The organism is Glaciecola sp. 33A (assembly GCF_002836745.1).
Taxonomy (GTDB): domain Bacteria; phylum Pseudomonadota; class Gammaproteobacteria; order Enterobacterales; family Alteromonadaceae; genus Glaciecola.
This window is the reverse complement of sequence record NZ_PJAR01000028.1, coordinates 20157-46034: the sequence shown is the minus strand read 5'-3', so window position 1 is coordinate 46034 and position 25878 is coordinate 20157. Positions and strand designations below refer to the sequence as shown.

Sequence of the window (25878 nt, the reverse complement as noted above, 5' to 3'; positions counted from 1 at the left end):
ACTGTTAGCAAGCGTTATTTGAAGAGCTACTTAGAAATATCCGTAAGGAATTTACAGGAATTGAAAACCCCGCGTTATCAGAAGATTGAGTTGGCAGTACCCGTAAACAAATTCTCTCTTGCAAGGGAAGTTACAACGGTTACACTAAGTGACGTTCAAAATAATAAAAAATAGTTATGAAAAAAATCTTAGTCGTTCTCTTTAGTTTGTCACTATCCGCCTGTGTCGTGTCTATCAGTGAAAACGGCAGTTATGTGCCGCAACCACAAAGTAAAACGCCATCTTTTAACACTCAACAAGGCTTTTCTGAGCAACGTTTACTGCGCATCAATGACAAGATGCAAGAATATATCGATACAGGCAAACTTGCAGGTATCACAACCTTAGTGTCACGCAATGATCAAATCGTTCACTTCGCTGCGCAGGGCATGCAGGACAGAGCCGCCGGCAAAGCCATGCAACGTGATACCATTTTCCGGATCTACTCCATGAGCAAGCCGATTACGGCTGTTGCCGCATTGACCCTCTGGGAGCAAGGGAAGTTTCATATGAATGACCCTATTGCGATGTACTTGCCTGAGCTTGCTAATTTGAAAGTATATGTTAGAGGCAGTGGCGAAAGTATGGTTTTAGAAGATGCCAAATCACCAATTCGGATTGTTGACTTATTTACTCATACTGCGGGTTTTAGCTACGGCTTTACCGGAAGTGAAGTTGACAAACTCTATCGCGCTTCACCGATGATGCAGGGCAAGGCAACACCCGAAAATGTATTAACAGAGCTCGCTAAACTGCCGCTTAATCATCAACCTGGTACACAGTGGAATTATGGCGTAAATACTGATGTGATTGGCTTTTTAGTGGAAAAAATCAGTGGTATGAAGCTGGGTGAATATGTAAAGCAAGAAATTATCACTCCGTTAGATATGCAAGACACTGGTTTTTATGTACCTGCTGAGAAAGTGCATCGTTTATCCCAGATATACAACAATAATAAACAAGGTGAAACTGCGGTAATGGAAAACGAACCCTTAGGTGACTATCTGAGTGATCCAGCGATCCACAATGGCGGTGGTGGAATGGTCTCAACAATCGACGATTACCTGACATTTGCTCGCATGTTATTAAATAATGGTGAAGTCAATGGTGTGCGAATTTTAGGGCGTAAAACAGTTGAATATATGCGTTCAAATCATCTTCCTTCTAATTTGCTGCCCTACAGCGCTTGGGCTAACGGAGAAGGTTATGGACTGGCAATGTCAGTTACCATGGATACCGGCGATCTAAAATTTATGGGTTCTGAAGGTAACTTTGGTTGGTCAGGTGCAGCATCAACCTACTTTAGAGTTGACCCAGTTGAAAACATCATTATTATAGGTATGGCACAGTTTATTCCAAACGGAACACATCGTTACGCCGACGATTTACGAAATTTAACCTATCAAGCGTTAGTTGATGAAAAGTAATTCGAGTAACTAACGCCTGGTAGAGGTCGGGCTTGCTTTATCTCATCACAGCCGATTTAAGGTATTGTTAGAACCCGGCAAGTACAATCTTTCCTTGTGCTTGCCCTGCTTCTAAAAGCTGATGCGCTTTGCGTAAATTGATCGCATTAATCGTACCCAAGGTTTGAGTTAACGTTGTGCGTACTTTTTCTTCTTCCACCAATGTAGCTATCTTATTTAGCAACACTGATTGCTCGCACATATCCTTCGCTTTAAACATGCTTCGTGCAAACATAAATTCCCAATGAAAAGACAAACTCTTCCTTTTAATAAGACCGATATCGATATTTTTTGGATCATCAATAATCGCTATTTTTCCAAAAGGAACTAGTAGATCCACAAAAGTTGAAAAATATGACTCCGTTGCATTTAACCCTGCAACATGAGTTACCTCATTAATACCAATATCTAATAGCTGTTGTTTAATATCATGATGATGATTAATCACATGATCAGCCCCTAATGATTCAACCCAAGCCTGAGTGGTATCGCGTGAGGCGGTAGCAATAATAATTGCATTGGTTAATTGTTTTGCAAGTTGAATCAAAATTGACCCGACGCCGCCAGCCGCTCCGGTTACTAATAAAATGGGACGATCTGTATCCACATTTCCTAGTTGTAAATGTTCAAACAGTAATTCCCATGCGGTAATAGAGGTAAGGGGCAAAGCGGCAGACTCCGCAAACGAGAGATTAGCAGGTTTCATTCCAACGATACGCTCATCAACTAACTGGTATTGTGCATTAGAGCCGGGACGAGTTAAGTCACCCGCATAATAAACAAGGTCTCCGACCTGATAGTTTTCAACGTCTTGACCAATTTCAATAATGACACCACTTGCGTCCCACCCTAAAATCTTAGCTTGTCCATCTATTGGGGGCATATTTTGGCGTATTTTGTAATCCACTGGGTTAACCGAAATGGCTTTTACCTCGACCAAAATATCACGACCCGTGGCTGTTGGTGTCGGCACTTCTGTGTCAGTTAATGAATGGATATCATCGATTGGTAGACTGTTTGTAAATGCAACTGCTTTCATAGTAAAACCCTGGTGTTTATTAAATTTATGCCTTGGCGCTGGGTCTTACAGAAACACGTTTGTACCATTCGTGCAACGCACTATGTTGGTCTTTCATGCGAACATCCACCACACGACCAAAATCAATTGAACACATTGTCGTGATATCAGCGATCGAAAATGTATCGCCAGCAACAAATTGGCTTTTTTCAAGCTGACGATTTAACACATTTAAAAACTTTGACGCATTAATACCAGCGTCAATACCATACTCTTTAATTGGATTCATTCGGTCTTTAAAGTAACCGGTTGTATGTTGAAAACACATACCAATTTGCATAAATAAATAGAACTCCACTTGTCTCGACCACATTGCTATCTGGGCTTTCTGCAGAGGCGTTTCACCAAACAAGTAGGGCTCCGGTTGGAGTGCTTCAAAATATTGGCAAATGGCGTCACTTTCACTGATACAAGTCCCATCATCCAGTTCCAATATTGGGATTTTACCTATCGGGTTTTTAGCGCGCATTTCTATAGACAGGTTCTCACCTTTTTGTAGGTCAACTTGAACATACTCCATAGGAATATTCTTTTCTGCTAAAAAAATCCTAACTCTTCTTGGAGTGGGCGCCGTTTTAGTGTCGTAAATTTTCATCAATCAATATTCCTTTTGGGTTCAGGTCCAATATAATGCATTTATTGCATCTGACTATACTGCATTAGACCATGACGATATAGGGCAACCGACCGCATCAGCTATTTTTATTTTTTATAACATTGAATATAGTTAACCGACAAACTTTTAGTCAATCGCCAACGTCGACTTATCGGATTATAAGCCATGCCCGATTCGGATATTTGAGTTAGTCCTGCCGAGCTAGCCATCTGATTCAGTTCCAGTGGTCTAACAAACTTGGTCCAACTATGAGTACCTACAGGTAAATATCGCATGACATATTCAGCCCCTAGTATCGCGATGATATATGATTTAAGTGTTCTGTTGAGCGTTGCAAGAATAACAAATCCGGCATCCTTAGTTAAATCGCCACACTGTTTAATTAACGCGGCTTGATCTGGCACGTGTTCAACAACTTCGGCGTTAATCACAACATCAAATTTCTCATCTTGTTTGCTAAGGTCTGATGACAACATGTGTCGATAGTCGATAGTTAAGCCCGATTTAAGCGCATGTCGCTTGGCAACCGCAATACTCATGCCACTGGCATCAATACCTACAACCGCTGCTCCTCTGGCTGCTAGGGGCTCGCAAACCAGTCCACCGCCACTGCCAACATCGAGGATAGTAAGCCCTTTTAAGCAGTCAGCTTGACTAGGATCTTTACCGAAACGCTGGCAAATTTGGGGAATGAAGTAGCTAATACGAGCCTGATTAAAAATCAATGCCGTCTTATATTTTCCATTTGGATCCCACCAAGATTCAGCGAGATTATCAAATCGCTCTATCTCTGCTGCAGAAACATTGCTAGAATTTTCATTGGTTTTTGAAATATGACTGAATTTACTCTTGTCTAACATAGTAATAACTACCCTTAACTCGAAATAAATGAGTAATAATATTAATACGCAAAATAAAGCTTAAGGATTACAAATGGCGAATCAAAAAAACGTACTGGGGACGACATTGAAATTATGTTGTGGAAACTCGGGATATACTCGGGAAGGTTTTTGCTACGTACCTGAGGGTGATGCAGGTAATCACAGTGTTTGTGCAATAGTCACAGAAGACTTTCTTAATTACTCATTAGCTCGCGGTAATGACTTAATCACACCAAATCCAATGTATCAATTTGAGGGACTCAAACCAGGGGATAAATGGTGTTTGTGTGCAATGAGATGGCGCGAAGCCTTATATATGGAGGTTGCACCTAAGATTGACCTCGAGGCAACAAATGAAGCTGCGTTGAGCATCATTGGGCTAGAAGAGTTAACAGAATATAGCCATAAAAACTAATAGGCTACGTTTTTTAAATATAAAAAAACCCGCAATTTTCATTGCGGGTTTTTTATTGCTTTTGTTTACGTTAGAACTTATAACGTCTTCTTGCTAATCCACCTAAAGTAAGCAGAGCGACTAATAGGAAACCTAAGCTACCACCATCAGATTTCTTATCACCTAATATGATAACTGCGGTACTTGCGCGAATAATTTCAGCGCCGCCAGTCGTTTGCGTTAACACTACGGAGAAACCTAGATCTTCATTTAGATCAGTATTCACTGTATTGATTGTAATTGTTTTAGCAGATGTATCACCATCTTCCCAAGTCAATGTACCTTCAAGCGCAATAAAGTGCTCACCTTGCCTCGCGGTTCCGTTACCTAATTCATAATCTACGCTTATTGCGAAGTCTGAACCATCAACTCGGTTAACTGACACTAGTGCAGGCTGACCATTGATCACTTTAGTTTCGACTGATGCTAATGATACGTCACCAGAAACTGGCGCTGTAACACTCAATGCGACTGCAGTGCTTGAATCAGCATAAGGTGTGTTTCCAGACGTGACCATTTGAGCAGAGTAGCTACCTGTTTCAACATTAGTAGTATCAAACTCTAACTCAATATCAGTAGAAGCACCTGCTGCTAATGTCCCAGCAACCATAGATGTTTGAGTAACCCAAGGAAGGTTCTTCCATTCACAGAAGTTAGTCTCGCCGCTTTCAAAAGCGATTAAACCAGCGAGTGAACGTGAAGGCGTCCAAAGGGTACCGTCACATTGCGCTGCTAAACCTGATTGCTCACCACCCTCTAAAGGATCAACAGGTAATGCGTCACTAGCTAACAAATTAAAGCCCGTTAGTGCATCAAACTCAGGAGAGTTAGCGTCTAATATAGTCACATCAAATGCAGTCGATGTATTTTGCATTACATACAATTTACCAGAAACTGGATTAAGCGCTAAACCAGATACTGCAAGACCAACATTCACAGAACGCAATATCGTACCATCAACTGTAAACTGGTGAATGATACTGTCATTCCAAGAACCTGCGTAGAACGTATTGGTGATCGGATCGTAAGCTAGACCGCGCTGATTTGTACCAAATGCAGGACAAATCTGCTTACCGGTTAATTCTAGCGCAACAGGATCAATTTCATGGATACAATCGTTGTTGCCTGCTTCGACTTGCCACAACATGCCAGTACGACCGTTGTAGGCCATATCAGCAGCAAAAATACCAGAAATAGTGGTGTTGTCGATACTATTTCCTGTGTAAGCACCGTTTGGAGCATATTCATAAATTGCATCAACAGCAGCACCACCAGCCAGAAGGTCACCTACGTAGAAGTTACCCGTATCTTTATTAATACCTACTCCCCAAGGGAACGCCATTTGGTCTGACAGACCAAAACCACCCAATACGTCAGATGTTGCTTGAGGTAGCTGAAATGACTTTTGTTCAACAATAAAGCGCGCCTTTTTTGCATCTAAGTCAGTTAGGTTCTTAGGACCAAAATGACGTGAAGATGAATGGAAAGGACCGGTAACTTGCGCCGTAGAATTAGCATCAGGAGCCTGCGTAAAGAGAACTATATAGTCACCTTCAGCTGTCCCCGTATTCTCCAATGTAATTGACGACGTACCAACACGACCTTGAGTAACGCTTATGGTTGCTAAAGAATCAGCAATATCAAACTGTGGTGCGTTCAATGCAATTGGTGTTGTAGGAACAACATCAGCAGCAGTAACGTCAACAGTTTCATAGTTAGCGAATGATACAGAGATTGTATCTTCGTCAGCAGGAACAAATATCGAGAAGTATCCACCAGGGAACTCGACACTATCTGTCGCTATTGTTGACACTGAATCATCACTAGTTGATATAGTGGCGCCATTTAATAGGCTACCGGTGTTTGCATCAGAAACGACACCGTTAATAATAGAGCCATTTAGGGCTTCACAAGTGTTACCACCAATTTGAACATTATCAACAATTGCATAATATTCGAAATTTGCTGAATAATTCCAACGAACTTGAAAACTAGTGGCACCTGTAATTTGAGCCGCTAAGTCAACGGATAAAGTTTCAGCCGCGTTGGTCGCACTCATATTAAGGATTGATACCCAAGCACCACCATCAACACTAAGTTCTAGGTTGTATACGTCAGAGCCAGCGAAAGTTCTGAACCAGCTATCAAATGCAAGCATAGTAGATGAAACATCAGCAACTTGAATTACGGGACTAGTTAAGGTACTCGCAGTATCGCCATTACCAGCATCGTCGCTGTCAATAAATGCGGCTTCACCAGAACCCAATAGAATACCGCGGGCACTAGCAGAACCAGGACCCCATACGTAGCCTGTGTCACCAGTATCAGCGACGGTCCAATTAGTAGGAGGAACGCCACCCGTAAAGTCTTCAACGAATGAAGGCACCGAGAAATCATAGCCTTTTGCAATACAGCTTGCCAAAATAACCAAATCGAAATTTTGTGGCATACCGGCGGTCGGCGTAAAATCTGCGCTTTGAGCAATGTAACCGGCATCAACAGACATTGCTGTCATTTTGATTAATGTCCCTTCGAACAAATCAATACTGAATGCGCCAGTAACAGGGTTTGTAAATACAGTTAAACGAGTACCAGGAGCGTCAACAACAATTTCAGCAAACAATGGTGAGTTGAGGCCTGAACCGTCAGCAACGATGCCATTAACCGTAATCGGCGTTGCAGCAGCTAGACTGAAGTCAACTGTTGTTTCTTCATCCTCAATTACATCTACACCCGTTGTTTCCGAAACATCCCAACCATATTTAAATGCTGAAACAGTGAAGTCTTCTCCGACAGGTAACGTTGAAGTGTAAACACCTTCGCTATTTGTTATTGAAGTTAATGCACCAATAGTGACTTGAGCACCCGCAATTGGGTTGCCCGCTGAATCGCTAATAATACCTGTAATCTTGCCCGAAGGGCCTGCAACACAATCATCAAATTTCACGCTGCCGATGTAGGTACTCCAACCACGAGTCTCTGCATTTTCGGCCTTGTAATATTGAGTGGTGTACCACATGGTGCAATCATCAGTTGGATCGATGCTTAAGCTTGAGTAATCGCCCCAGCGGTTTATGCCGCCTTGAGATGCTTCACCTGCTTTAATCTCTATTTCTGGCACTGTTAATATATTTGCAGCGTCAGATTGTGAACGGCCACTAAAGCGAATTGACGGAAATAAATCATTGCCAGATACGCTATAACCAACACCGATGTTACCAACAGCATCCATAGCAGCACTGCCCATCCAACGTGAATTACCGTCGTCTAAGTTGAATGTGCCGTTATTTATTGGCATAAGATCGCCATTAGTATCCGTCTTTTGAAAACCGTCATCATCGATATCAATTTCATACCAACGAACGCCAGCAATATCATTATCCGATGTTGAGCCAATCACAGTATGATTAGCAATGAGTTTATTCTCAGAGCCACCCAAATTGCGATACGCAAGACGGAACATCATTCGGCCACCAATCGCATCTAAGTTTTGCTCGTTTGGTTGCTCGATACAGTCACGATTAAAACCACAAACTGCACCACTATAAGCGCTAACAGAAAGTGTGTTTGCTAGTGTGAATGAGCTATTGTCTGTATTATCCCAATCGACATCGAAATGCCATAGGTTTAATTCACCAGGATTATCTGCAGTAACAAAAAGACCCGGCATACCCGTTGGCGGCAAGAAAATACCGTCAATGTCAGCTGGCATTGGAGTAAATGCATTCGGGTTTGATGTCTCTAGATCAAAGATGACTTGTCTAGCAGGTTGACCCGCTAGCATTGCATCACGTTCATAGGCAACAACGCCCGAACCCGTAAAGCTACTACCTGTAAACTGGTTCACACCAGCATAATATGCGTCAGTCCATACACCGTAATGCGGATAATCGTTAAATTTGACATTACTGTAAAGGAAATCATATCGGTAATATGAGCCGGTTGGATCTCCTGTTTGAGAAATCGCAATACAGGCACGGTTGTTGTCAAAACCACTCGGGATAGCAAATTGAGTAATCATCCAACGATCGGCTTGTGAATCATAAAGAACGATAGGATCACCGTTATTATTCGATTCACAAAGACCACCAAAATCATCCCACAATACATTGATTGCAGTTGGCGCAAGAAGTTCGTTTCCTTCCTTATCCCATATACTAAGAGCCACATTGACCATTTGCACAATATGATTCGGACCAACATCGGCATTTGTATCAGGTGGAGCAACGCCAGAAACGTTACCCATGCCATCGAAGCCAGCACCAAGTGTTACGTTTGCAGCTAAATTACGCTGAAATTTACCCCCACTTGTTAGTTCATATTGAATTACGGTGTCGGCGGGCACATCTGCTGCTTTTTCTAAATAAGAAGACACTAGCGGATAGTTGAAGTTAGGCACAACGTAACCTGCGTCTTCTCCTGGGACTTTATCACCGGCCGCCCGCATTTTATCTAAACGTGCGGAAGTTAATCTAGGGAGTGGCTGAGCAAGATCACGCAGCGGCTTACTTAATTTAGGTTTTGAAAGAGTAGTATGTATATTTGCGTTTTTGTCATTGGCTTGTGCAACACCTGCAACACCAGCTAGGGCAAAAATACCCAAGCCACAATAAGTGGTTATTTTTTTTATATATGTAGACACGTTCCCTGCCTTTTATTTTTGTATGTGACATTATGTGCGCACTTACTTTATAGGTAAGTATTTTATTCGCTTGTCACTATAGTTGAAGAGGTTGTATGGACAGAGATAGACCGTCCATGCTTTTCCCTGGTGGATTCAATTTGAATCACTCAAATTATAGTATGCCAAGTTGAAAAGATAAGTAAACCCAAAAAAGTAAATGAATTGTAAGTGAATTAATTTTTTGCAGACAGACGTCGATCATCAAAGCATTCCAGATCCGATTGACTACTCTTATTTTTTAATGTCTTTTTCGATGGGTTTTTTAATCAGTTCTTTAGGGTGAGGATGATTCGGAATTTCACATTCACCAAACTCGTTACGGAATTTATCATCGCAAGTTGCTACTAATTTATTTACAGAAGATTCGCTTAAGTCTTTTAAACTTATAGATTTACGTTTTGATTGTTCGCATTTGATTTTATCTTCTGCATTTGTGCAGTCTATTGCTGATACGGCTAATTCGGGTTGTTTATTTCCTTCATTCATGGGTTTATCCTTACATGCAAATAAAATAAATACCGCGATTATTAAAGTAAAAGTTAAACGTAAACGCTTCATGCCAAAATTCCCTTATGCTATAATTAAGATGGTGTTCAGATTACCTTTATATCCTTTCGATATTTGAGTAAAAACAAAATAGCTTCTGATTTAGTATGGTCTACAAATGCACTTTACTCGATAAAACAAGTCAATAAGTTAAATAATAAAGCGGATAAACAACGTAATAGTTAAATAATAAGAATAATAATATGCAGCTTAACACTTTCTCCTTTTCACCAGTAATAAGAGTATTTGCCCTATGCAGCCGAATAGGTTTTTTCGCGTCAATAAAATCAATTTCTATTTAAGTTTATGTACAATCGCTAATCTTCCTTTTGTTGCAAACAATGCAGTTGCAGCAGAAGCATCTGATAACACTTCTAAAATCGAAACCATTTCAATCATGAGTCAACGTAACCTGCTAGGTAATGAAGGCTTGGTCAATCAAAGTGTCGTCGGTATAAGCTTTGCCCAACAAAACGATACCGAAGTGAGAGTAGCCGATTGGCTAGCAACGTTACCGGGAATTGATACTTCAGGACAGGGCGGGTTATTTCAAAGCTATAGCATACGTGGCTTTAGTCGATGGCGATTGCGCACTGAAGTAGATGGCATTCCAATTTTTACCGACCGCCGAGCAGGAAACTCAGTATCATTTGCACCACAGGCGCTAATGTCAGGTTTAAGCGTCACAAAAGGACCTAGTTCAACCTTATATGGCTCGGATGCATTGGGAGGCGTTGTGAGTTTGTTTACAAGCGAATTTGGTTCTAATTCGCTTGGGCTTGTCACAGAGACTGGTGGTGGTAACTCAGAAATATCGGCAACTTATGGCAAGGATACTATCGAACATCAATTCCAAAGTGGAATAGTACGTCGCGCATCCAGCCGACGTGAAGACGCCAATGGTAACAAATTAGACGATGGATTTAGCCAAACAACCGGTTTATTGAAGTACAAAACCAGTATTAATAATATTGATATAGAGTCTATGTTACTGACCAGCCAAGGAACGGATATTGGTAAAAGTTCAAGGTTGTTTCCAAATCAGCAAGTGACTTCCTACCCGGACGAGTTTCACAATTTGGCAAAAGTGCAAATTAGTCGGCGAAATGACTGGCTTTTGAGTATTTATCATCATAATCAAAACTGGGATACAGAGACGCTGCGAGTCGATTCCAGAGAAAACTTTACCGAATATCAATCCAATACTATCGGCGCAACGGGCTTATTATCATTTTCCGTTATGCAAGGAAATGGTCGCGCAGGGTTCGATGCGGTCAGTCGACGAGGTGTTGATATTAATGACAAGGAATATGACTTAGCCGGTAATATTCTAGCCGATGTGAAAATTTTAGAAGGTCACCAAAATAACATTGGATTTTTTGTTGATCAGCACTGGCGATTTTCTGACTACAGTTTATCTGGCGGAATTCGCTTTGATCAGATAAAACAAAAGGAAGACACTACTAACACCTCTCATACGGCAAAACGCATAAATTACAGCTTCAATTCTGAATGGTTACTCACTGACAAGGTCGTATTACACGCTGAATTTGGCACAGGCTTTCGATTCCCGACCCTGTCTGAACTTTATTTTAACGGCCTAACACCCCGCGGTAGCACCATTGGAAACCCCGATTTAAAATCAGAAAGAAGCCAAGGCGGACAATTTACGCTTGATTATGCCTTCACTGACAATCTGCAGTTTAATTTACAAAGCTATTATTACGCTCTTGATAACTATATTGAACGCTTTGAACTAGCTAACCGCGATCGAACATTTAGAAACATTGACAAAGCCACCATTAAGGGGCTTGAAGCCGCTGTCAAATGGCAAGTAAATGCTCACATTACGCAAGAAATTGCTTATCAAAAGCAAAGTGGAAAGGATGATCAGGCTCAAAATTTAGCAGATATTTTAGGCTCACGCATCGATATCAAAACGCAGTGGCAGCGAGGGAATTGGACAATCTATAATCTTATTCAACATGGCTTAACCCAAGATGAAGTGGGTGATGGTGAAGGCGAACTCAAAAGCTATATTAAATGGTCATTGACCGCTGCAATGCAAATTACAGATAACATAAACCTGAGTATATATGGTAAAAATTTATTAAACCAGGACACAAGGGCTTCAGCTGATGAAGATGCAGCACGGCTACAAAGCCGTAATTTTGGCCTGAAATTAAAATATCAATTTTAGTTTATTGATTAAATCGAAACAATGGTGCAGCTAAATTCCAGCGCAGGATTTATGTAGCTCATATAACCGAGTCTTGCTGTTGTTCCCACTTAAGTAATTTTTGTTTAGCTAGGGCATCAAGTTGTTGCTTATTTTGTTCTATCCACCATTGCTCCATAATGCGTACATTTTTCAGGTTGGCTTTGTAAAACAAATCAACTAAATCGCCAAAGAGCGGTATAAAACCCAAACCAAAATCGATAATAGTGTTACGCAACATTCTCTTTTGCAGCGGCGCTGGCAAACCTAACTTGCGTCCTAATTGAACAATTCTTAAGGACGCTATTAGCATTGCTGTATCACCTATAACTGGAACCATACCGATCAAAAAGTCCAAACCAACGGATATACCGATGAATGGGATTTTTACCGCTGTATCTAGTAAGTTAGCCAATTGCTGCGCTTGCAGCAGAGCATCGGGCGCGCGAAAATCATTATCTTCAAGCCCATTCCCAAGTGTTTGAGTCGAATACTCTTTCATAGCTTCATCTTTCACAGTATTAACCGTGTTAGTTTGCTTTTTAGCATCTTCTTGCGACATTACTCACCTGAACCCAACGTTTTCGCGAGTGTGCTACGTTGCTCATAATCGTTTGTTTTACTGGGGTCGAGGTTCCAACCTTGCAAGTTATCTTTGATCACATTAAGCAACATTGTTAAATGCGCTTCGTCGCTGTTCAACGCCTCGATGTATTCATAACGCTCACCGCCAGCCTCTTCGAAGTACTCTCGGTTTTCTTCACCAATTTCTTCAATAGTTTCCAAACAATCTGATGAAAAACCGGGGCACACCACTTGAACCGACTTCACGCCCTGTTCAGGAAATGATTTTAAAGTGTGGTCAGTATAAGGTTTTAGCCATTCTTCACGTCCAAATCGGGATTGGAATGTCGTCATATGCTCAGATTCCTGAAGACCTAACTCTTGAGCAATAAGACGAGAAGTTTTGTGGCACTCGCAGTGATATGGGTCACCGTTTACCAAGTAGCGTTTGGGAATACCATGATAAGAAAAAAGTAACTTGTCCGCTCTCGGGTGCGTTTTCCAATGCATTTTAATTTTATCAGCAACACATTTTATGTATTCAGGATTGTCATGATAGTGACTTACAAAGCGAAAATCTGGCAGCCAGCGTCTTTTAACAAAATCTTCTGCCACAGCATCAAACGTTGAACCTGAAGTAGACGCGCAGTACTGAGGATACAGGGGAAGTACTACAATTTTCCTAGCACCTTGATCAAGCAGTTCATCAATCGCGCGACTCACCGACGGCTGTCCATAACGCATTGCGTAACTAATCACTACATTATCGCCGTATTCTGCTTTGAGCTTTTGCGCGAGTCCTGAAGCTTGATTTTTTGTGTGTACGAGCAATGGCGAACCTTCATCCGTCCACACTGTTTTATAAGCCTCAGCAGACCGCTTTGGACGAATATTTAAAATAATAAGGTTAAGTACACACCACCAAATAATTTTTGGCACTTCAACGACCCTAGGATCAGATAAAAATTGTTTTAAATAGGGCTTAAGCGCTTGTTTAGTAGGCGCTCTAGGTGTACCAAGATTAGAAATTAATACGCCAACTTTATCTGCTTGAGCATGCGTAAAGGATGATTGTGATTTATATTTCATAGCTTCTTTAGTGTTAGATACTGATTCTAATTTACCGTATGGTCCATACGGTGCTAAGTCTCTTTTGGACCTAATGCAGGCCCAAAAGTATCTGCATTTTCATTTTTAATCTACGGCGTGTAATAGGTTGGCGCGCCTGGCCCTACTGGCAAACCAAATGCAAAAACCCACAAATAGAATAATAAAGTCCAACCTACCATGAATACTAACGTATATGGCAACATTGTGGCTATTAGAGTTCCTATTCCTAGGTCTTTCTTATAGCGAACACCTATTGCTAATATGAGGCCAAAATAACTCATCATGGGTGTGATAACGTTCGTTACTGAGTCGCCAATTCGGTAAGCTGCTTGAATCACTTCTGGAGAATACCCAATCAACATCAACATAGGTACAAATATGGGTGCCGTAATCGCCCACTGAGCTGACGCACTGCCAAGTGACAAATTGACTAATCCACACATCAGAATGAATAAAACAAACACTTCAGGTCCATCTAAACCGGTGGCTTGAAGCATTGCAGCCCCTTTTACTGCGAGCACAGTTCCCAGATTCGTCCATTTAAAGAACGCAACAAATTGAGCTGCAAAAAAAACAAGTACGATATACAAGCCCATAGAACTCATACTCTTTGACATCGCATCAATGACATCACGATCGTTTTTCATCGTACCAACAATTTTTCCATACACAAACCCTGGGATTGCAAAAGTGACGAAGATATAAACAACAATCCCTTGTAGGAATGGTGACCCTTTGACCAGCCCGGTTTCTTGGTTTCGTAAAATACCATCAGCCGGAACGACAGTTAACGCTAAAATCCCTAATAAAATTAGGAAGCTTAAACCAGCCCATTTCATGCCTTTTACTTCAATTGCGGTAGGACTATCGAGTTGTTGTTTGCCTAAGTCTATTGATGCATCATCAGGGTTATATTTTCCTAGCCTCGGTTCTACTATTTTTTCAGTAACAAAAGCGCCCATCGCAGCAACAGCAAAAGTACTAACAATCATGAAGTACCAATTCACTTCAGCACTAACTGTGTATTCAGGGTCAATAATACGAGCTGAACTTTGAGTAAATCCGGCAAGTAACGGGTCTACGGTTCCAATCAGAATATTTGCACTGTATCCGGCAGACACACCAGCAAAAGCCGCCGCCAAACCAGCCAGCGGGTGTCGACCTAATGAATGAAAAATCATTGCTGCTAGGGGGATCATTACCACGTACCCTAATTCTGAAGCTGTGTTAGAAACCACACCAGCAAAAACGACAACAACCGTGACCATGCGCGGTGAAGCATTCATTACCATTGAACGCATTATTGTACTCAGCAATCCAGAATGTTCAGCCAATGACACTCCGAGTAATGCAACCAATACTGTGCCCAGCGGCGCGAAGCCCGTAAAATTGGTAACTAAGCCAGTCACTATTCTACGCAAGCCATCACCATCCATAAGTGAAATAACTTCAATCATGCCGTCCACATCTCGGCCTTTACTGCCGATTGGACGCGGATCAACAACACTAACGTCAAAGTAACCTAATACGCCGCTCAATAAGACAATAACCACCGCCAATAAAGCAAATAGCGTTATCGGATGGGGAAGAAGATTACCTAACCATTCTACGGTTGAGAGAAATCGTGAAAACCAACCAGATTGAGATAAATCTTGCGGTTGTTTAGATGGTGGGCTTGAAGGTGAATTGCGGCTACTCAAATGTCGCTCTCTTTTATTGTTTTTGTTAGAGCGTTAAATAATACATAAAATACGGCAGCATTTCATAAAAAATTGTAATGTACCGTTGTTGTTTAGGAATGTAGTTCACTAAAGCAACAAAATCTAGAATTACATTTAATCTTGTGTAACTTTTAGTTAGAGCTAGGGTAACTAAAATAGTGGTGCCTGCATCAAACAATGATTTCATTACGTTAATTGCACAGACTCATTATTAGACACAAAAAAAGGGGCAGTGCTAATTACCCGCACTGCCCCATTACCTAGACCTGAAAGAATATTACTCTCTTTTGCCTGCTTGTGAATTTAAGTAATTAAAGAACTCACTGTCGGGCTCTAACACAATCACATCTTGCTTGCTGTTAAATGCATTTCTATAGGCATCCATACTTCTCAAAAATGAGTAGAACTCGGGGTCTTTAGAAAATGTTTCAGCATAAATTTTCGCTGATTGCGCAGCACCTTCACCACGTAACTGACGCGCATTACGTTCTGCGTCTGCCAACATAATCGTGACTTTAGCATCGATATTTGCGCGAATAATTTCGCCTTGCTCTTTACCTTCTGAACGATACTCTCTTGCTGCAGCAGCACGTTCTGAACGCATACGGTTAAATATTGATTCACTGATTTCAGTGGGCAAATTGATTTGTTTTACCCGCACATCAACAATCTGAATACCTAATTCATTAGTACTGCCTGAAGCTTGTTTCATTGCTTCATCCATCAATTCACTACGCTCACCAGATACTATCTGTTTGATTGTACGAGAACCAAATTCAGAACGAAGCCCGTTGTTTACTTTCTGTTTTAATAGACTTTCTGCTTGGAATCTATCGCCACCCGTTGACAAGTAATAACGCTCAAAGTCTTCGATTTTCCACTTTACATAGGAATCGACAATCAGATCTTCTTTTTCTATCGTCACGAAACGGTCTGGTTGCTCATCCAACGTTTGAATACGAGCATCCAATACTTTCACTGTATCAAAAACAGCTAATTTAAATTGCAGACCTGGTCCATAAACCTGAGTTTTACCTTCATCATCTGCAACTACTTTACCGAAACGTACAACGATACTACGCGTTCCTTCCTTGACCACGAAAATAGATCCGTAACCAATGGCCAACAGGATGATTATTACTATAGCTAGTAAATTCTTCATACTTTAGTTTCTCCCCTGTCTATTATTACCGCGTGTATTGTTGTCTTGCGTTCTATTCAACAACTCTTCTGCCGCTGGTGAGTTACGCAATCCTTCCAATGTGTTTCTATCTTGAGCTCGCTGCGCTTGAGTCTGTGAGCTTGTGCGATCCATAATCTTGTCTAGAGGCAAGTACAACATGTTACCACTACCCTCGGTATCAACAATTATTTTAGTGGTACTCGAAAATACCTGCTCCATTGTCTCAAGATATATACGCTGTCTCGTCACCGTTGGTGCGGCCAAATATTGTGGTAATAACTCCTCGAACCGAGCTACCTCACCCTGTGCTTCCAGTATAGAACGTTCTTTATAAGCCTGAGCTTCTTCGTTCATACGATTGACTTGTCCACGGGCTCTGGGCTCGATTTCTCTCGCATAGGCTTCCGCTTCACGAATAAATCGAACTTCATCTTCCTGCGCTGCAATAGCATCGTCAAACGCCGCTTTTACTTCTTGCGGTGGCCGTGCATCCTTGAAGTTCATGTCGATAACCGAAACACCCATGTTATAGGCACCAACAATACTGTTCAATTCATCACGAACCCGTTGTCTGGCAGTCTCACGACCATCAGTCAAAATGTCATCCATTTTCATATGACCTACAACATAACGAATTGCACTATCTAACGCTTGGCTTAAACTTGTTTCCGGGCTAACAACCGAGAATCTCCAAAGGTACGGGTCGGCAATACGATATTGCATTTCCATTTCAACTCGCACCATATTTTCGTCTTCAGTTAACATTGAACCAGCGGATCCTAGAGAGCTGATATTTTGTACGTTTACAGGAATAATTTCATCAATAAACGTCATCTTCCAGCTTAAACCAGGCTGTGCTAGCTGACCTGTGTTTTCACCGAATCTCAATATCACCCCGCGTTCAGCTTCTTTAATAGTATAAAAACCACTTAAGCCCCAAATAACAACAATGATAGCAACAAGTAAGCCCAAGCCCAAGCCAGTGTAGCTTTTACCACTACCCCCGCCACTGCCGCCTGACTTACTAAACTTGCTAAATAAATTTTTCAGTACTTCATCAAGATCTGGTGGACCTTGTTCTTTACCGCCGCGATTTTTCCAAGGGTCGTTTTTATCACCACCCGGCTCATTCCAAGCCATACAGACACTCCGTAATTAAAGTCATTTATACTTACATTTTTGTTTTACTAATATTTATACTAGAAGCCGATTAGATTAGATTTTTAAATTTACAAATAACCGTCACAAAATGTAATTATTGAGACGATTATCTAATTGTTTATCTATTTTATTCCAATCACTCTCAAGCATCTTGATATCTACCAGCCAATATCCATCGTCTGAATAGCTTTGTCGTGCAATGCAATTAAGATTATAGAGCATTCCACGCAAACTGCCTTCATTTGGTGGAACTTTTAACCGATATTCAACCATCGTCTTGTGTAAACATTCAGTGAGGGCATTTTTTAATAAATCAATACCCAAACCTGCTTGCGCTGAAATCCAAACACGAATAGGACGACCAGTATCGTCGCGATCAATTTTTGGTACAACGCCTTCTAACCGATCTATTTTATTACAAACGATTAGTTGCGGCACTTCACCAGCGCCAATTTCATCCAATACCTCATTTACTTGGTCGGTATATTCAAGATATTGATCGTCCGCATAATCAATGACGTGCAATAAGAGATCAGCTTCCTGAGTTTCCTGAAGCGTGGCTTTAAATGCTGCCACTAAATCATGTGGCAAGTGACGTATAAAACCCACTGTATCAGCTAAAATAGCATGACCAACTTCTGCTAACTCAATTTTACGCAACGTTGGGTCCAGTGTAGCAAACAATTGATCAGCTGCGTAGACCCCTGCATTGGTAATCGTGTTAAACAGTGTCGATTTTCCAGCATTGGTGTAACCCACTAGCGATACGGTTGGAATTTCAGCACGTTTTCGAGAACGGCGACCTTGCTCACGTTGTTTTTTCACTTTTTCTAGGCGCTTAATAATTCCTTTTACTCGTGCTCTAAGCAAACGTCTATCGGTCTCTAATTGAGTTTCACCTGGACCGCGTAAACCGATACCACCTTTTTGCCGCTCTAAGTGAGTCCAACCACGAATAAGTCTAGTTGACAAATGACGTAATTGCGCCAATTCAACTTGTAATTTCCCTTCATGAGTCCTCGCTCGTTGCGCAAATATATCAAGAATAAGACTCGTACGGTCAAGGACTCGGCAGCAAATAAGCGCTTCGAGGTTACGTTCTTGTGAAGGAGAAAGTTGGTGATTGAAAATAACAACGTCTGCGCCAATTGCTTTTACGGTATCGGCTATTTCTTGTGCTTTGCCGCTACCAACAAAAAATTTGGCCTGAGGAGACCGTCTAGATGTTGTAAGCACTGATGCTGCGTTTACACCCGCTGAACTTACCAGCATCTGCAATTCGTTTAAGTCTTCATTGTTACTGTTATCAGAGAAATCAACGTGAACTAAAACAGCCTGTTCACCGGCTTCGTAACGATCAAACAAATAGAACCCCGTTGTTATGACTTTTGATTAAACATGCCTTTTAGTTGAAGCACGACTTTCCATCGAAATGACTGGATTACGGGCAAAGTTATTGAGGCCCGCCGACATTATTCGCCTTCACCGTCACTTTGAGTAGGCATTACAATCGCTCTAGAAGGCACCACGGTTGAGATTGCATGCTTGTATACCATTTGGCTCACCGTGTTTTTCAATAAAATGACAAACTGATCGAATGACTCAACTTGACCTTGCAACTTAATACCATTTACAAGATATATTGAGACTGGAATACGCTCCTTTCTTAATGCATTTAAGAACGGGTCTTGAAGTGATTGACCTTTAGCCATTTGTGATCCTTACTCTTTATTATGTTTTTTATTTTCGGAATACTCTCACTACTTAACAAGTGTATACTATTCAAGCAAAAATATATAACGAATTTTATCGAATATGTTGCAATATCAGTTTGATGTTTTCTGTATTGCCTGTTTCTAACGAAATAGCGCCTTCCCAGCCTCTTAACCACGTAATTTGACGCTTAGCTAACTGCCTAGTTGCGATAATTCCCATTTCCCGCATTTCATCAAAGTTGCATTCACCATCCAAATATTGCCACATTTGGCGATAACCCACACTGCGAATAGCAGGCAGATTAATGTGTAGTAAATTATGTTTACGTAGTTTTCTTACTTCTTGTTCAAAGTTATTTTGTAGCATGAGATCAAACCTAGTAGCAATACGCTCGTGTAACAACGCACGATCATTTGGCATCAAACTAAACTGAGTGAATTCATACGGTAAAGGATCCCGTTTTATGCCTTGTAAATCTGTCATAGTCTTACCAGTCAATGCATATACTTCTAATGCCCGCATGATACGTTGCGGATCATTCTGATGAATACGGGCACCACTTCCTGGATCAATATTGCTCAACTTTTGATGCGCCGCTAGCAATCCGTGTTGCTCAACAAATAATTGTATTTGACTACGTGTTTTTACATCGGCATTTGGCAAACTAGACAGCCCTTTTATTAAGCTATTAAAATACATCATGGTGCCACCAGCAAGAATAGGAGTCTTTCTTCTGCGCAATATATCTTCAATACAAACAAGCGTATCTTTACAAAATTCAGCCACAGAGTATGCGTTTTCAGGATCAACAATGTCAATCAACCAATGTTTAATATCACCTCTTTCTTCAAATTTCGGTTTCGCAGTACCAATATCCAATCCCCGATAAATCAGAGCAGAATCGACACTAACAACTTCGCCATTTATCCTTTTAGCCAAGTCAATGGCTAACGCTGTTTTACCCGACGCGGTTGGTCCCATAATAGTAATGACTTGTGGCAATAGGGGTTTGTTTGGTTTTTGTGGTATCGCAGGATCACTCATTTAATTTTTATCAATTGAAAAGGTGACTATGGGTATATCAACCGTTGTAGCCGACGTCGCAATCAGCTGAATTTGCTCGGTTTGCGACATTGCATGAAACCATGTATGTAATTCAGCAACACTAAATTCATACGATTGAGCCCAACAAAAACAAATGTATTGCAATACCGTTTTAGTATTAAAGAGCGGTACTTCTGTATCTAGCAGCTTAGGTAAAATCGACACCCATGGAAGCGGCCTCAAGCAAGCTGGTACTTGTCTCAAAATCCACTTAGCGCCATGCAATTGAATGTCGAAGCCGAGTTCCTGTAGAATATTCAGTCTGTTTTGCAAAATATCTTGCTGATCTTGCTTGTCTGGCGTTAATTGAGATCCAGCTATATTTTGTTTCACGGAAACTGGCATCAATAATGGTTGTTGCACATCTGAAGCCAGAATTTGTTTATATAAAACATAGCTCGGAACTTGGTAGGCGGGCAAAAAGCACACGTTCTCATTGCGCACGAAAACAAGTTGCTTTGATTCAGTTAACAGAAACGAGAAGCCAGATTTATCAGGACTATCACTATTTACAGAGTTTCGATAAGGTTCGGTACTTGGACTCATTAGGTTGTGATATTGATTGGCTGCACTTTTATTAACCTGCCCGACGCCATGGTGGCTTTTTGTGTTATTACTTTGACTCTCGAAGCCTCTTGCTTGTGGTGTATAACCTGATTGCGTTCCATGCCTGTTTTCACCTGAATTATCGCCTGATGGCTGCTGATACGCGTGTTTTGGTATTTCGTATAATGAAGTAATATTGGCGTTAGCAGAGTCAGCTTGTTCGTTTTTATCAAACTCAAAAGCATCGGTAGAAGTACTCAGTAACAATGCATCTGAAACACTTTTATAAATAAGATCGTGCACTTGGCGACTCTGATGAAACCGCACTTCATGCTTGGCTGGATGCACATTGATATCCAACTCCGCAGGCGGCATGGTAATAAATAAAACAAATGCAGGATAGGTTTGCGGATCAATCATGCCCTCAAATGCTTGTCGAATAGCGTGTAAAATAACGCGGTCCTTCATCATTCGGCCATTTACAAAACTATATTGCAGATCGTTAGTCCCACGCCCCTGACCAACTGCGTTACACCATCCCATAACCGACACGTTTTCATATTCACCGTGTACAACAATACTACTTTGCAAAAATGCCTGACCACACACTGCTGCTATTCTTTTATTTTTAAGCTCTGGCAATACCGCAGGAAAGCGATGTACAACCCGACCATTATGCTTGAGAGTAAAGCCAACTTCAAAATGACTTAGTGCCATTCTCTTAAAAACTTCTTCAACATGCTGAAATTCTGTTTTTTCAGCACGTAAAAACTTTCGCCTAGCTGGTGTATTAAAGAAAAGATCGAGCACTTCAACCGATGCGCCTTTTGGATGCGCGGCAGGGTTTAATTGAATTTCCATTTCTCGGCCTTCACAATGGGCCTGCCATGCTTGTGCTTGGTCATCGGTTTTTGAAGTCAGCGTTAAACGACTCACGGAACTGATGCTGGCCAACGCTTCACCACGAAAACCTAAACTCGTAATAGACTCTAAATCGTCAATATCTTGAATTTTACTCGTCGCATGACGACTTAATGCTAAGCTCAACTCATCTTTTGGAATACCGTTACCATTATCGCGGATCAGCATCCGCTTATGGCCGCCTTTATCAATTTCAACCAATATATCGGTAGCCCCCGCATCGATGCTGTTTTCGACGAGTTCTTTAACCACGGATGCAGGACGTTCAACCACTTCGCCAGCGGCAATTTGGTTAGCAAGTCGGGCGGGGAGTATTTTGATAGTCAATGCTAGTATCTTCGCTTATTTAGGTCGTCGTTTTTGTTTAGTTAATTCTCAGGAATAGTCAGTGTCTGCCCGATCCTTACCAAATCACCTTTTATATTATTTACTTCTCTTAAGCTGTCTAAATCAACATTGTAGCGTTGCGCCAAGAGTGAAAGTGAATCACCGCTTTTTACCCTATGCTTTCTTGGTTGGCTGTCGCGCTCTTGAGCCCATAAAGTGCCTTCGGGCGGTGCATTTCTAAAAAATAATTGAATCGATTTAAATAGTGAATCAGCTAATTGTTGACGATATGCCCGCCAATTCAAGTTTTTTTCTTCGTGAGGATTAGAAATAAATCCAACTTCAACTAAAATAGAGGGTGTTTCTGGTGCCGTCAATACCGCTAAACTCGCGCTTTGAGGAACTTTCTTGTGCATCCTCGTTACTTTTCTCATTTCTTTAATCACTTTGTTACTAATGTCATAGCTCGACGCACGAGACAAATCCATGGACATATTAAAAATAGTTTCTGCAAAATAACGCTCCGTATCCCTATCACCAATAACATCAGCCGCTGAGCCTAGCAATTCCGAGTCCCTCTCTGTTCTTTCTAACAAACGACCTAATTCACTGTCCGCTCGACCCTTAGAAAGGACCCAAACAGAACCGCCTCTTGGTTGCGGAGTGGTGAAAGCATCAGCATGAATCGAGATGAGTAAGTCGGCATTTTCTTTGGTTGCAAAATCGGGCCGGTCATTAGGGCTAATATAATAGTCACCGTGACGCGTCATAATAGCGCGTAAACCAACCTCTTCGTTAACACGTTTTTCAAGCATTTTACTTATGCTTAATGTGATGTTTTTTTCGTATGTTCCTTGAGGACCAATCGAACCGGGATCGACACCACCATGACCCGCATCAATAACAATAATGATATCTTTATCACGTCTGGGTGCAGCAGTGCTAGTAACTACTGGGGTCGGATTAAGGTCCTTTAGGTCAATGACAATGCGGTAGCCAAAATCGGCCCCGGGTTCCAACGAAAATAATTGTGCGTCTATGTCTTTGTTTAATTCAATAACCATACGCATATCAGAAGCTAGCTTAGGTTTTGAGTAGCGTATTTTTTTAATCAGGCGACTGGTGTTATCCACTTTGCTGAAATTGAACTTTCGATTGGTATCTTTGAAGTCAACCACGAGTCTTTCAGGCGACTGCAGGTTAAAATAGGAAAAACGTGTTTGCTGCGATATATCAACAACGATGCGGGTACTGTCGTTGCTTGGAGATATCCTGATATCAGTAATATTGGATTGTGTTTGAGCATACGCGGTCAGGCTAACGAAAAGCGCTAGTATCGAACTCACTACTTTGCATGCAACTGCATTCTGGTTCATTGTATTTTTTATTCTTATTTTTCCAACAATTTCGAGATAAGATTAACACAGTATCAAACGATACAAAATTACCCTTCGGACTTACTATTTCTGCGTATTAGTGGCTGGCATATTAACATCCACCGATCTACAAATTTTATTAATCCAGAATAGTTATCGCGTTAACGCAGATAATAAACGTTCACCAGCATCAGATGTTGCTACAAACTCAAACAATCGATTGTCATCACCAACGTTGTCAATTTTAATGTTCACCTCTACATCAGCCTTTGCAAGTAAACCCCACCCTTTTTCAGCCCATTCAATCAGACACATACTGTTGTCATTAAAATAGTCTCTGATGCCCATAAATTCGAGTTCTTCAGCATCTGCTAAGCGATACAAATCAAAGTGGAATAACTTGATGTCCTCTATCTCATAAGGCTCAACCAAAGTATAAGTCGGACTTTTCACATTTCCATTATGCCCCAAGGCTTGGACCAAATGACGTGTAAAGGTTGTTTTACCAGCCCCCAAATCGCCATTGAGATAAAAAGTTAAACCGCCTAGACCTTGCTGTATAATTACCTTTGCCAACTGTATCGCAATACGTTGTGTATCGTCTTCAGAATGAGCTACAAATTCGTTCTTTATCATGGTCCCCATACACTCTACATTACTCATTAATTAACATGCGCACTGTATCAAATAAATCACTCGCAAGCATGCCTCTTTGACCTTGTTTCTCGGCAACTATATCACCGGCTTTTGCATGCAGGGAAACGCCATATTGGCACGCCAGGGGAGTACTTACTCCTTGCGCCATCAATGACCCAATAATACCAGTAAGGACGTCTCCCATACCTGCCGTTGCCATACCTGGATTACCGTGCCTACAAACCCAGGCGCTTTTTTCATCATCAATAATAGTACCAGCGCCTTTTAGGACACATGTTGCATGATATCGTTCCGCAACTTGGCGAGCAAACACAAATCGATTATTTTCCACTTCTTCAACAGTTACGTTCAACAGCCTCGCAGCTTCGCCACTGTGAGGTGTCATTACATAATCGTCGATGCTAACGAATGATGCAGTGCTTGCCATAATATTCAGGGCGTCGGCATCAATTACCATGGGTTTGGGGTTATTTTGACAATAATGCAAAACTGTATCGTAGGTTGCGCGGCTCCAATTATCTTGGCCCAGACCAGGACCAATCACAATACAAGTTGCCCATGCTAATGCATCCTCTAAATTAGTAGAGGTCACCATAATTTCCGGGCGTCCTGCACTAATTTGTACTTTTGAGCTTTCATGGGCATACACTTTTACTAAGCCTGTGCCACTGCGCAATGCTGCTTCAGCACTTAATCTGATCGCCCCAGCCATGCCTGAATTACCGCCGACACATAATAGACGACCGTAGGACCCTTTATGACTATGCACCGGTCTTGGAGCAAGTCCTTTAAAATGTGCAATATCAAGTGCACTCGCATCACTTCGTGCGATTTCAGCAAACGCTTTACCAATACCCAAATCTTCAAATACCAGTTGTCCACAAGATTGCTTGCCTGCCCCGGTGGTTAAACCTAGCTTGATGCCGACAAAGGTAATAGTGATGTCGGCTTGTATACAGCGACCAAGTGATTCTCCGGTATCTGCATCCAACCCACTGGGCAAATCAACACTAATAACAGGTATCGCTGAATCGTTAATAGCGTCAATTACATCAGCAAACTCATTGCGAATAATACCGGCAATCCCAATGCCCAGAAGTGCATCAATAATTAAGTCGCAACGAACGAGTAATTCAGGGCTAAAAGCTTCAATTTTACCTCCGTTATCTAACCAAGCTTTTTGAGCTCGAGCAACATCACCAATGACTTCTCGTTCTGGGTCAACTGCACATAAAATCACTGTTTTACCTGCATTGACTGCATTTAATGCAGTGACGTACCCGTCACCTGCATTATTGCCAACACCCACCAATATTAAATAGGTTTGTGTATTGGGCATTAATGAGATGCAACGTTCAAATACGACTTTGCCCGCCCGCTGCATTAGTTCAAATTTCGACAGACCCAATTTAGCGGCTGCTTCTAATTCAAAATGCTTAACTTGATCAGCACGATAGAGTTTCTGTGTTAGACTTGGAGCTGTATTTTTATGCAACATGCGAGTGTGTCC

The 25878-nt window shown here is 41.4% G+C and carries 20 protein-coding genes; 3 read left to right on the top strand and 17 right to left on the bottom strand.

Features of this window, described 5'->3' with window-relative positions; genetic code table 11:
- Positions 1 to 176: 176 nt before the first annotated feature.
- A complete protein-coding gene (locus CXF81_RS04410; RefSeq protein ID WP_101180164.1) occupies positions 177 to 1466 on the top strand; it encodes a serine hydrolase in 1290 nt (429 codons plus the stop codon).
- A gap of 67 nt (positions 1467 to 1533) precedes the next feature.
- On the opposite strand, the gene CXF81_RS04405 is transcribed toward CXF81_RS04410, so the two are convergent.
- The 3 genes from CXF81_RS04405 to ubiG form a co-directional block, all read right to left on the bottom strand.
- Entirely contained in the window at positions 1534 to 2544 is a 1011-nt protein-coding gene (locus CXF81_RS04405; RefSeq protein ID WP_101180163.1) for a zinc-binding alcohol dehydrogenase family protein, read from the bottom strand.
- Positions 2545 to 2569: 25 nt separating this feature from the next.
- The gene (locus tag CXF81_RS04400; protein ID WP_101180162.1) at positions 2570 to 3178 is read right to left on the bottom strand and encodes a glutathione S-transferase family protein; all 609 of its coding nucleotides are present in this window, start codon (positions 3176 to 3178) and stop codon (positions 2570 to 2572) included.
- A gap of 107 nt (positions 3179 to 3285) precedes the next feature.
- Entirely contained in the window at positions 3286 to 4059 is a 774-nt protein-coding gene (gene ubiG / locus CXF81_RS04395; RefSeq protein WP_101180161.1) for a bifunctional 2-polyprenyl-6-hydroxyphenol methylase/3-demethylubiquinol 3-O-methyltransferase UbiG, read from the bottom strand.
- A gap of 73 nt (positions 4060 to 4132) precedes the next feature.
- Here ubiG and CXF81_RS04390 point away from each other — a divergent pair, with 73 nt between their 5' ends.
- Positions 4133 to 4495, top strand: a complete 363-nt coding sequence (locus tag CXF81_RS04390) for a DUF2237 family protein (RefSeq protein ID WP_101180160.1) — start codon at positions 4133 to 4135, stop codon at positions 4493 to 4495.
- 70 nt (positions 4496 to 4565) lie between these two features.
- Here CXF81_RS04390 and CXF81_RS04385 read toward each other — a convergent pair whose 3' ends face one another.
- Together CXF81_RS04385 and CXF81_RS04380 are read right to left on the bottom strand one after the other, a co-directional pair.
- A complete protein-coding gene (locus CXF81_RS04385; RefSeq protein ID WP_198556320.1) occupies positions 4566 to 9176 on the bottom strand; it encodes a carboxypeptidase regulatory-like domain-containing protein in 4611 nt (1536 codons plus the stop codon).
- A gap of 273 nt (positions 9177 to 9449) precedes the next feature.
- Positions 9450 to 9776: a hypothetical protein gene (locus CXF81_RS04380; RefSeq protein ID WP_101180159.1), complete on the bottom strand. Its 327-nt coding sequence runs from the start codon at positions 9774 to 9776 to the stop codon at positions 9450 to 9452.
- Positions 9777 to 10017: 241 nt separating this feature from the next.
- On the opposite strand from CXF81_RS04380, the gene CXF81_RS04375 reads away from it, so the two are divergent.
- Positions 10018 to 11964 carry a TonB-dependent siderophore receptor gene (locus tag CXF81_RS04375; RefSeq protein WP_101180158.1) on the top strand — a complete coding sequence of 649 codons (1947 nt, stop codon included), beginning with the start codon at positions 10018 to 10020 and terminating at the stop codon, positions 11962 to 11964.
- Positions 11965 to 12022: 58 nt separating this feature from the next.
- Here CXF81_RS04375 and CXF81_RS04370 read toward each other — a convergent pair whose 3' ends face one another.
- The 12 genes from CXF81_RS04370 to CXF81_RS04315 all read right to left on the bottom strand — a co-directional run bounded on the left by CXF81_RS04370 (position 12023) and on the right by CXF81_RS04315 (position 25866).
- Entirely contained in the window at positions 12023 to 12484 is a 462-nt protein-coding gene (locus tag CXF81_RS04370) for a DUF4112 domain-containing protein (protein ID WP_101180194.1), read from the bottom strand.
- A gap of 59 nt (positions 12485 to 12543) precedes the next feature.
- Complete coding sequence (gene hemH, locus CXF81_RS04365) at positions 12544 to 13635, bottom strand: ferrochelatase (RefSeq protein ID WP_101180157.1); 1092 nt, start codon at positions 13633 to 13635, stop codon at positions 12544 to 12546.
- A gap of 110 nt (positions 13636 to 13745) precedes the next feature.
- Positions 13746 to 15356 carry an AbgT family transporter gene (locus CXF81_RS04360; protein ID WP_101180156.1) on the bottom strand — a complete coding sequence of 537 codons (1611 nt, stop codon included), beginning with the start codon at positions 15354 to 15356 and terminating at the stop codon, positions 13746 to 13748.
- A gap of 298 nt (positions 15357 to 15654) precedes the next feature.
- Positions 15655 to 16539, bottom strand: coding sequence for a protease modulator HflC (gene hflC, locus CXF81_RS04355; RefSeq protein WP_101180155.1), 885 nt, complete (start codon positions 16537 to 16539; stop codon positions 15655 to 15657).
- 3 nt (positions 16540 to 16542) lie between these two features.
- Positions 16543 to 17700, bottom strand: a complete 1158-nt coding sequence (gene hflK / locus CXF81_RS04350) for an FtsH protease activity modulator HflK (protein ID WP_101180154.1) — start codon at positions 17698 to 17700, stop codon at positions 16543 to 16545.
- A 102-nt stretch (positions 17701 to 17802) separates the two neighbouring features.
- Complete coding sequence (gene hflX, locus CXF81_RS04345) at positions 17803 to 19086, bottom strand: ribosome rescue GTPase HflX (protein ID WP_101180153.1); 1284 nt, start codon at positions 19084 to 19086, stop codon at positions 17803 to 17805.
- A 107-nt stretch (positions 19087 to 19193) separates the two neighbouring features.
- Entirely contained in the window at positions 19194 to 19433 is a 240-nt protein-coding gene (hfq, locus tag CXF81_RS04340; RefSeq protein WP_006014764.1) for an RNA chaperone Hfq, read from the bottom strand.
- 94 nt (positions 19434 to 19527) lie between these two features.
- Positions 19528 to 20466: a tRNA (adenosine(37)-N6)-dimethylallyltransferase MiaA gene (gene miaA, locus CXF81_RS04335; protein ID WP_369828639.1), complete on the bottom strand. Its 939-nt coding sequence runs from the start codon at positions 20464 to 20466 to the stop codon at positions 19528 to 19530.
- A 15-nt stretch (positions 20467 to 20481) separates the two neighbouring features.
- Positions 20482 to 22335: a DNA mismatch repair endonuclease MutL gene (gene mutL, locus CXF81_RS04330; protein WP_101180151.1), complete on the bottom strand. Its 1854-nt coding sequence runs from the start codon at positions 22333 to 22335 to the stop codon at positions 20482 to 20484.
- Positions 22336 to 22376: 41 nt separating this feature from the next.
- Positions 22377 to 23711: an N-acetylmuramoyl-L-alanine amidase gene (locus CXF81_RS04325; protein ID WP_101180150.1), complete on the bottom strand. Its 1335-nt coding sequence runs from the start codon at positions 23709 to 23711 to the stop codon at positions 22377 to 22379.
- 153 nt (positions 23712 to 23864) lie between these two features.
- Positions 23865 to 24347 (bottom strand): tRNA (adenosine(37)-N6)-threonylcarbamoyltransferase complex ATPase subunit type 1 TsaE, encoded by a 483-nt coding sequence (gene tsaE, locus CXF81_RS04320; RefSeq protein ID WP_101180149.1) that lies wholly within the window; start codon positions 24345 to 24347, stop codon positions 23865 to 23867.
- Between the two features lie 19 nt (positions 24348 to 24366).
- Complete coding sequence (locus CXF81_RS04315; RefSeq protein WP_101180148.1) at positions 24367 to 25866, bottom strand: NAD(P)H-hydrate dehydratase; 1500 nt, start codon at positions 25864 to 25866, stop codon at positions 24367 to 24369.
- Between the last annotated feature and the right edge of the window lie 12 nt (positions 25867 to 25878).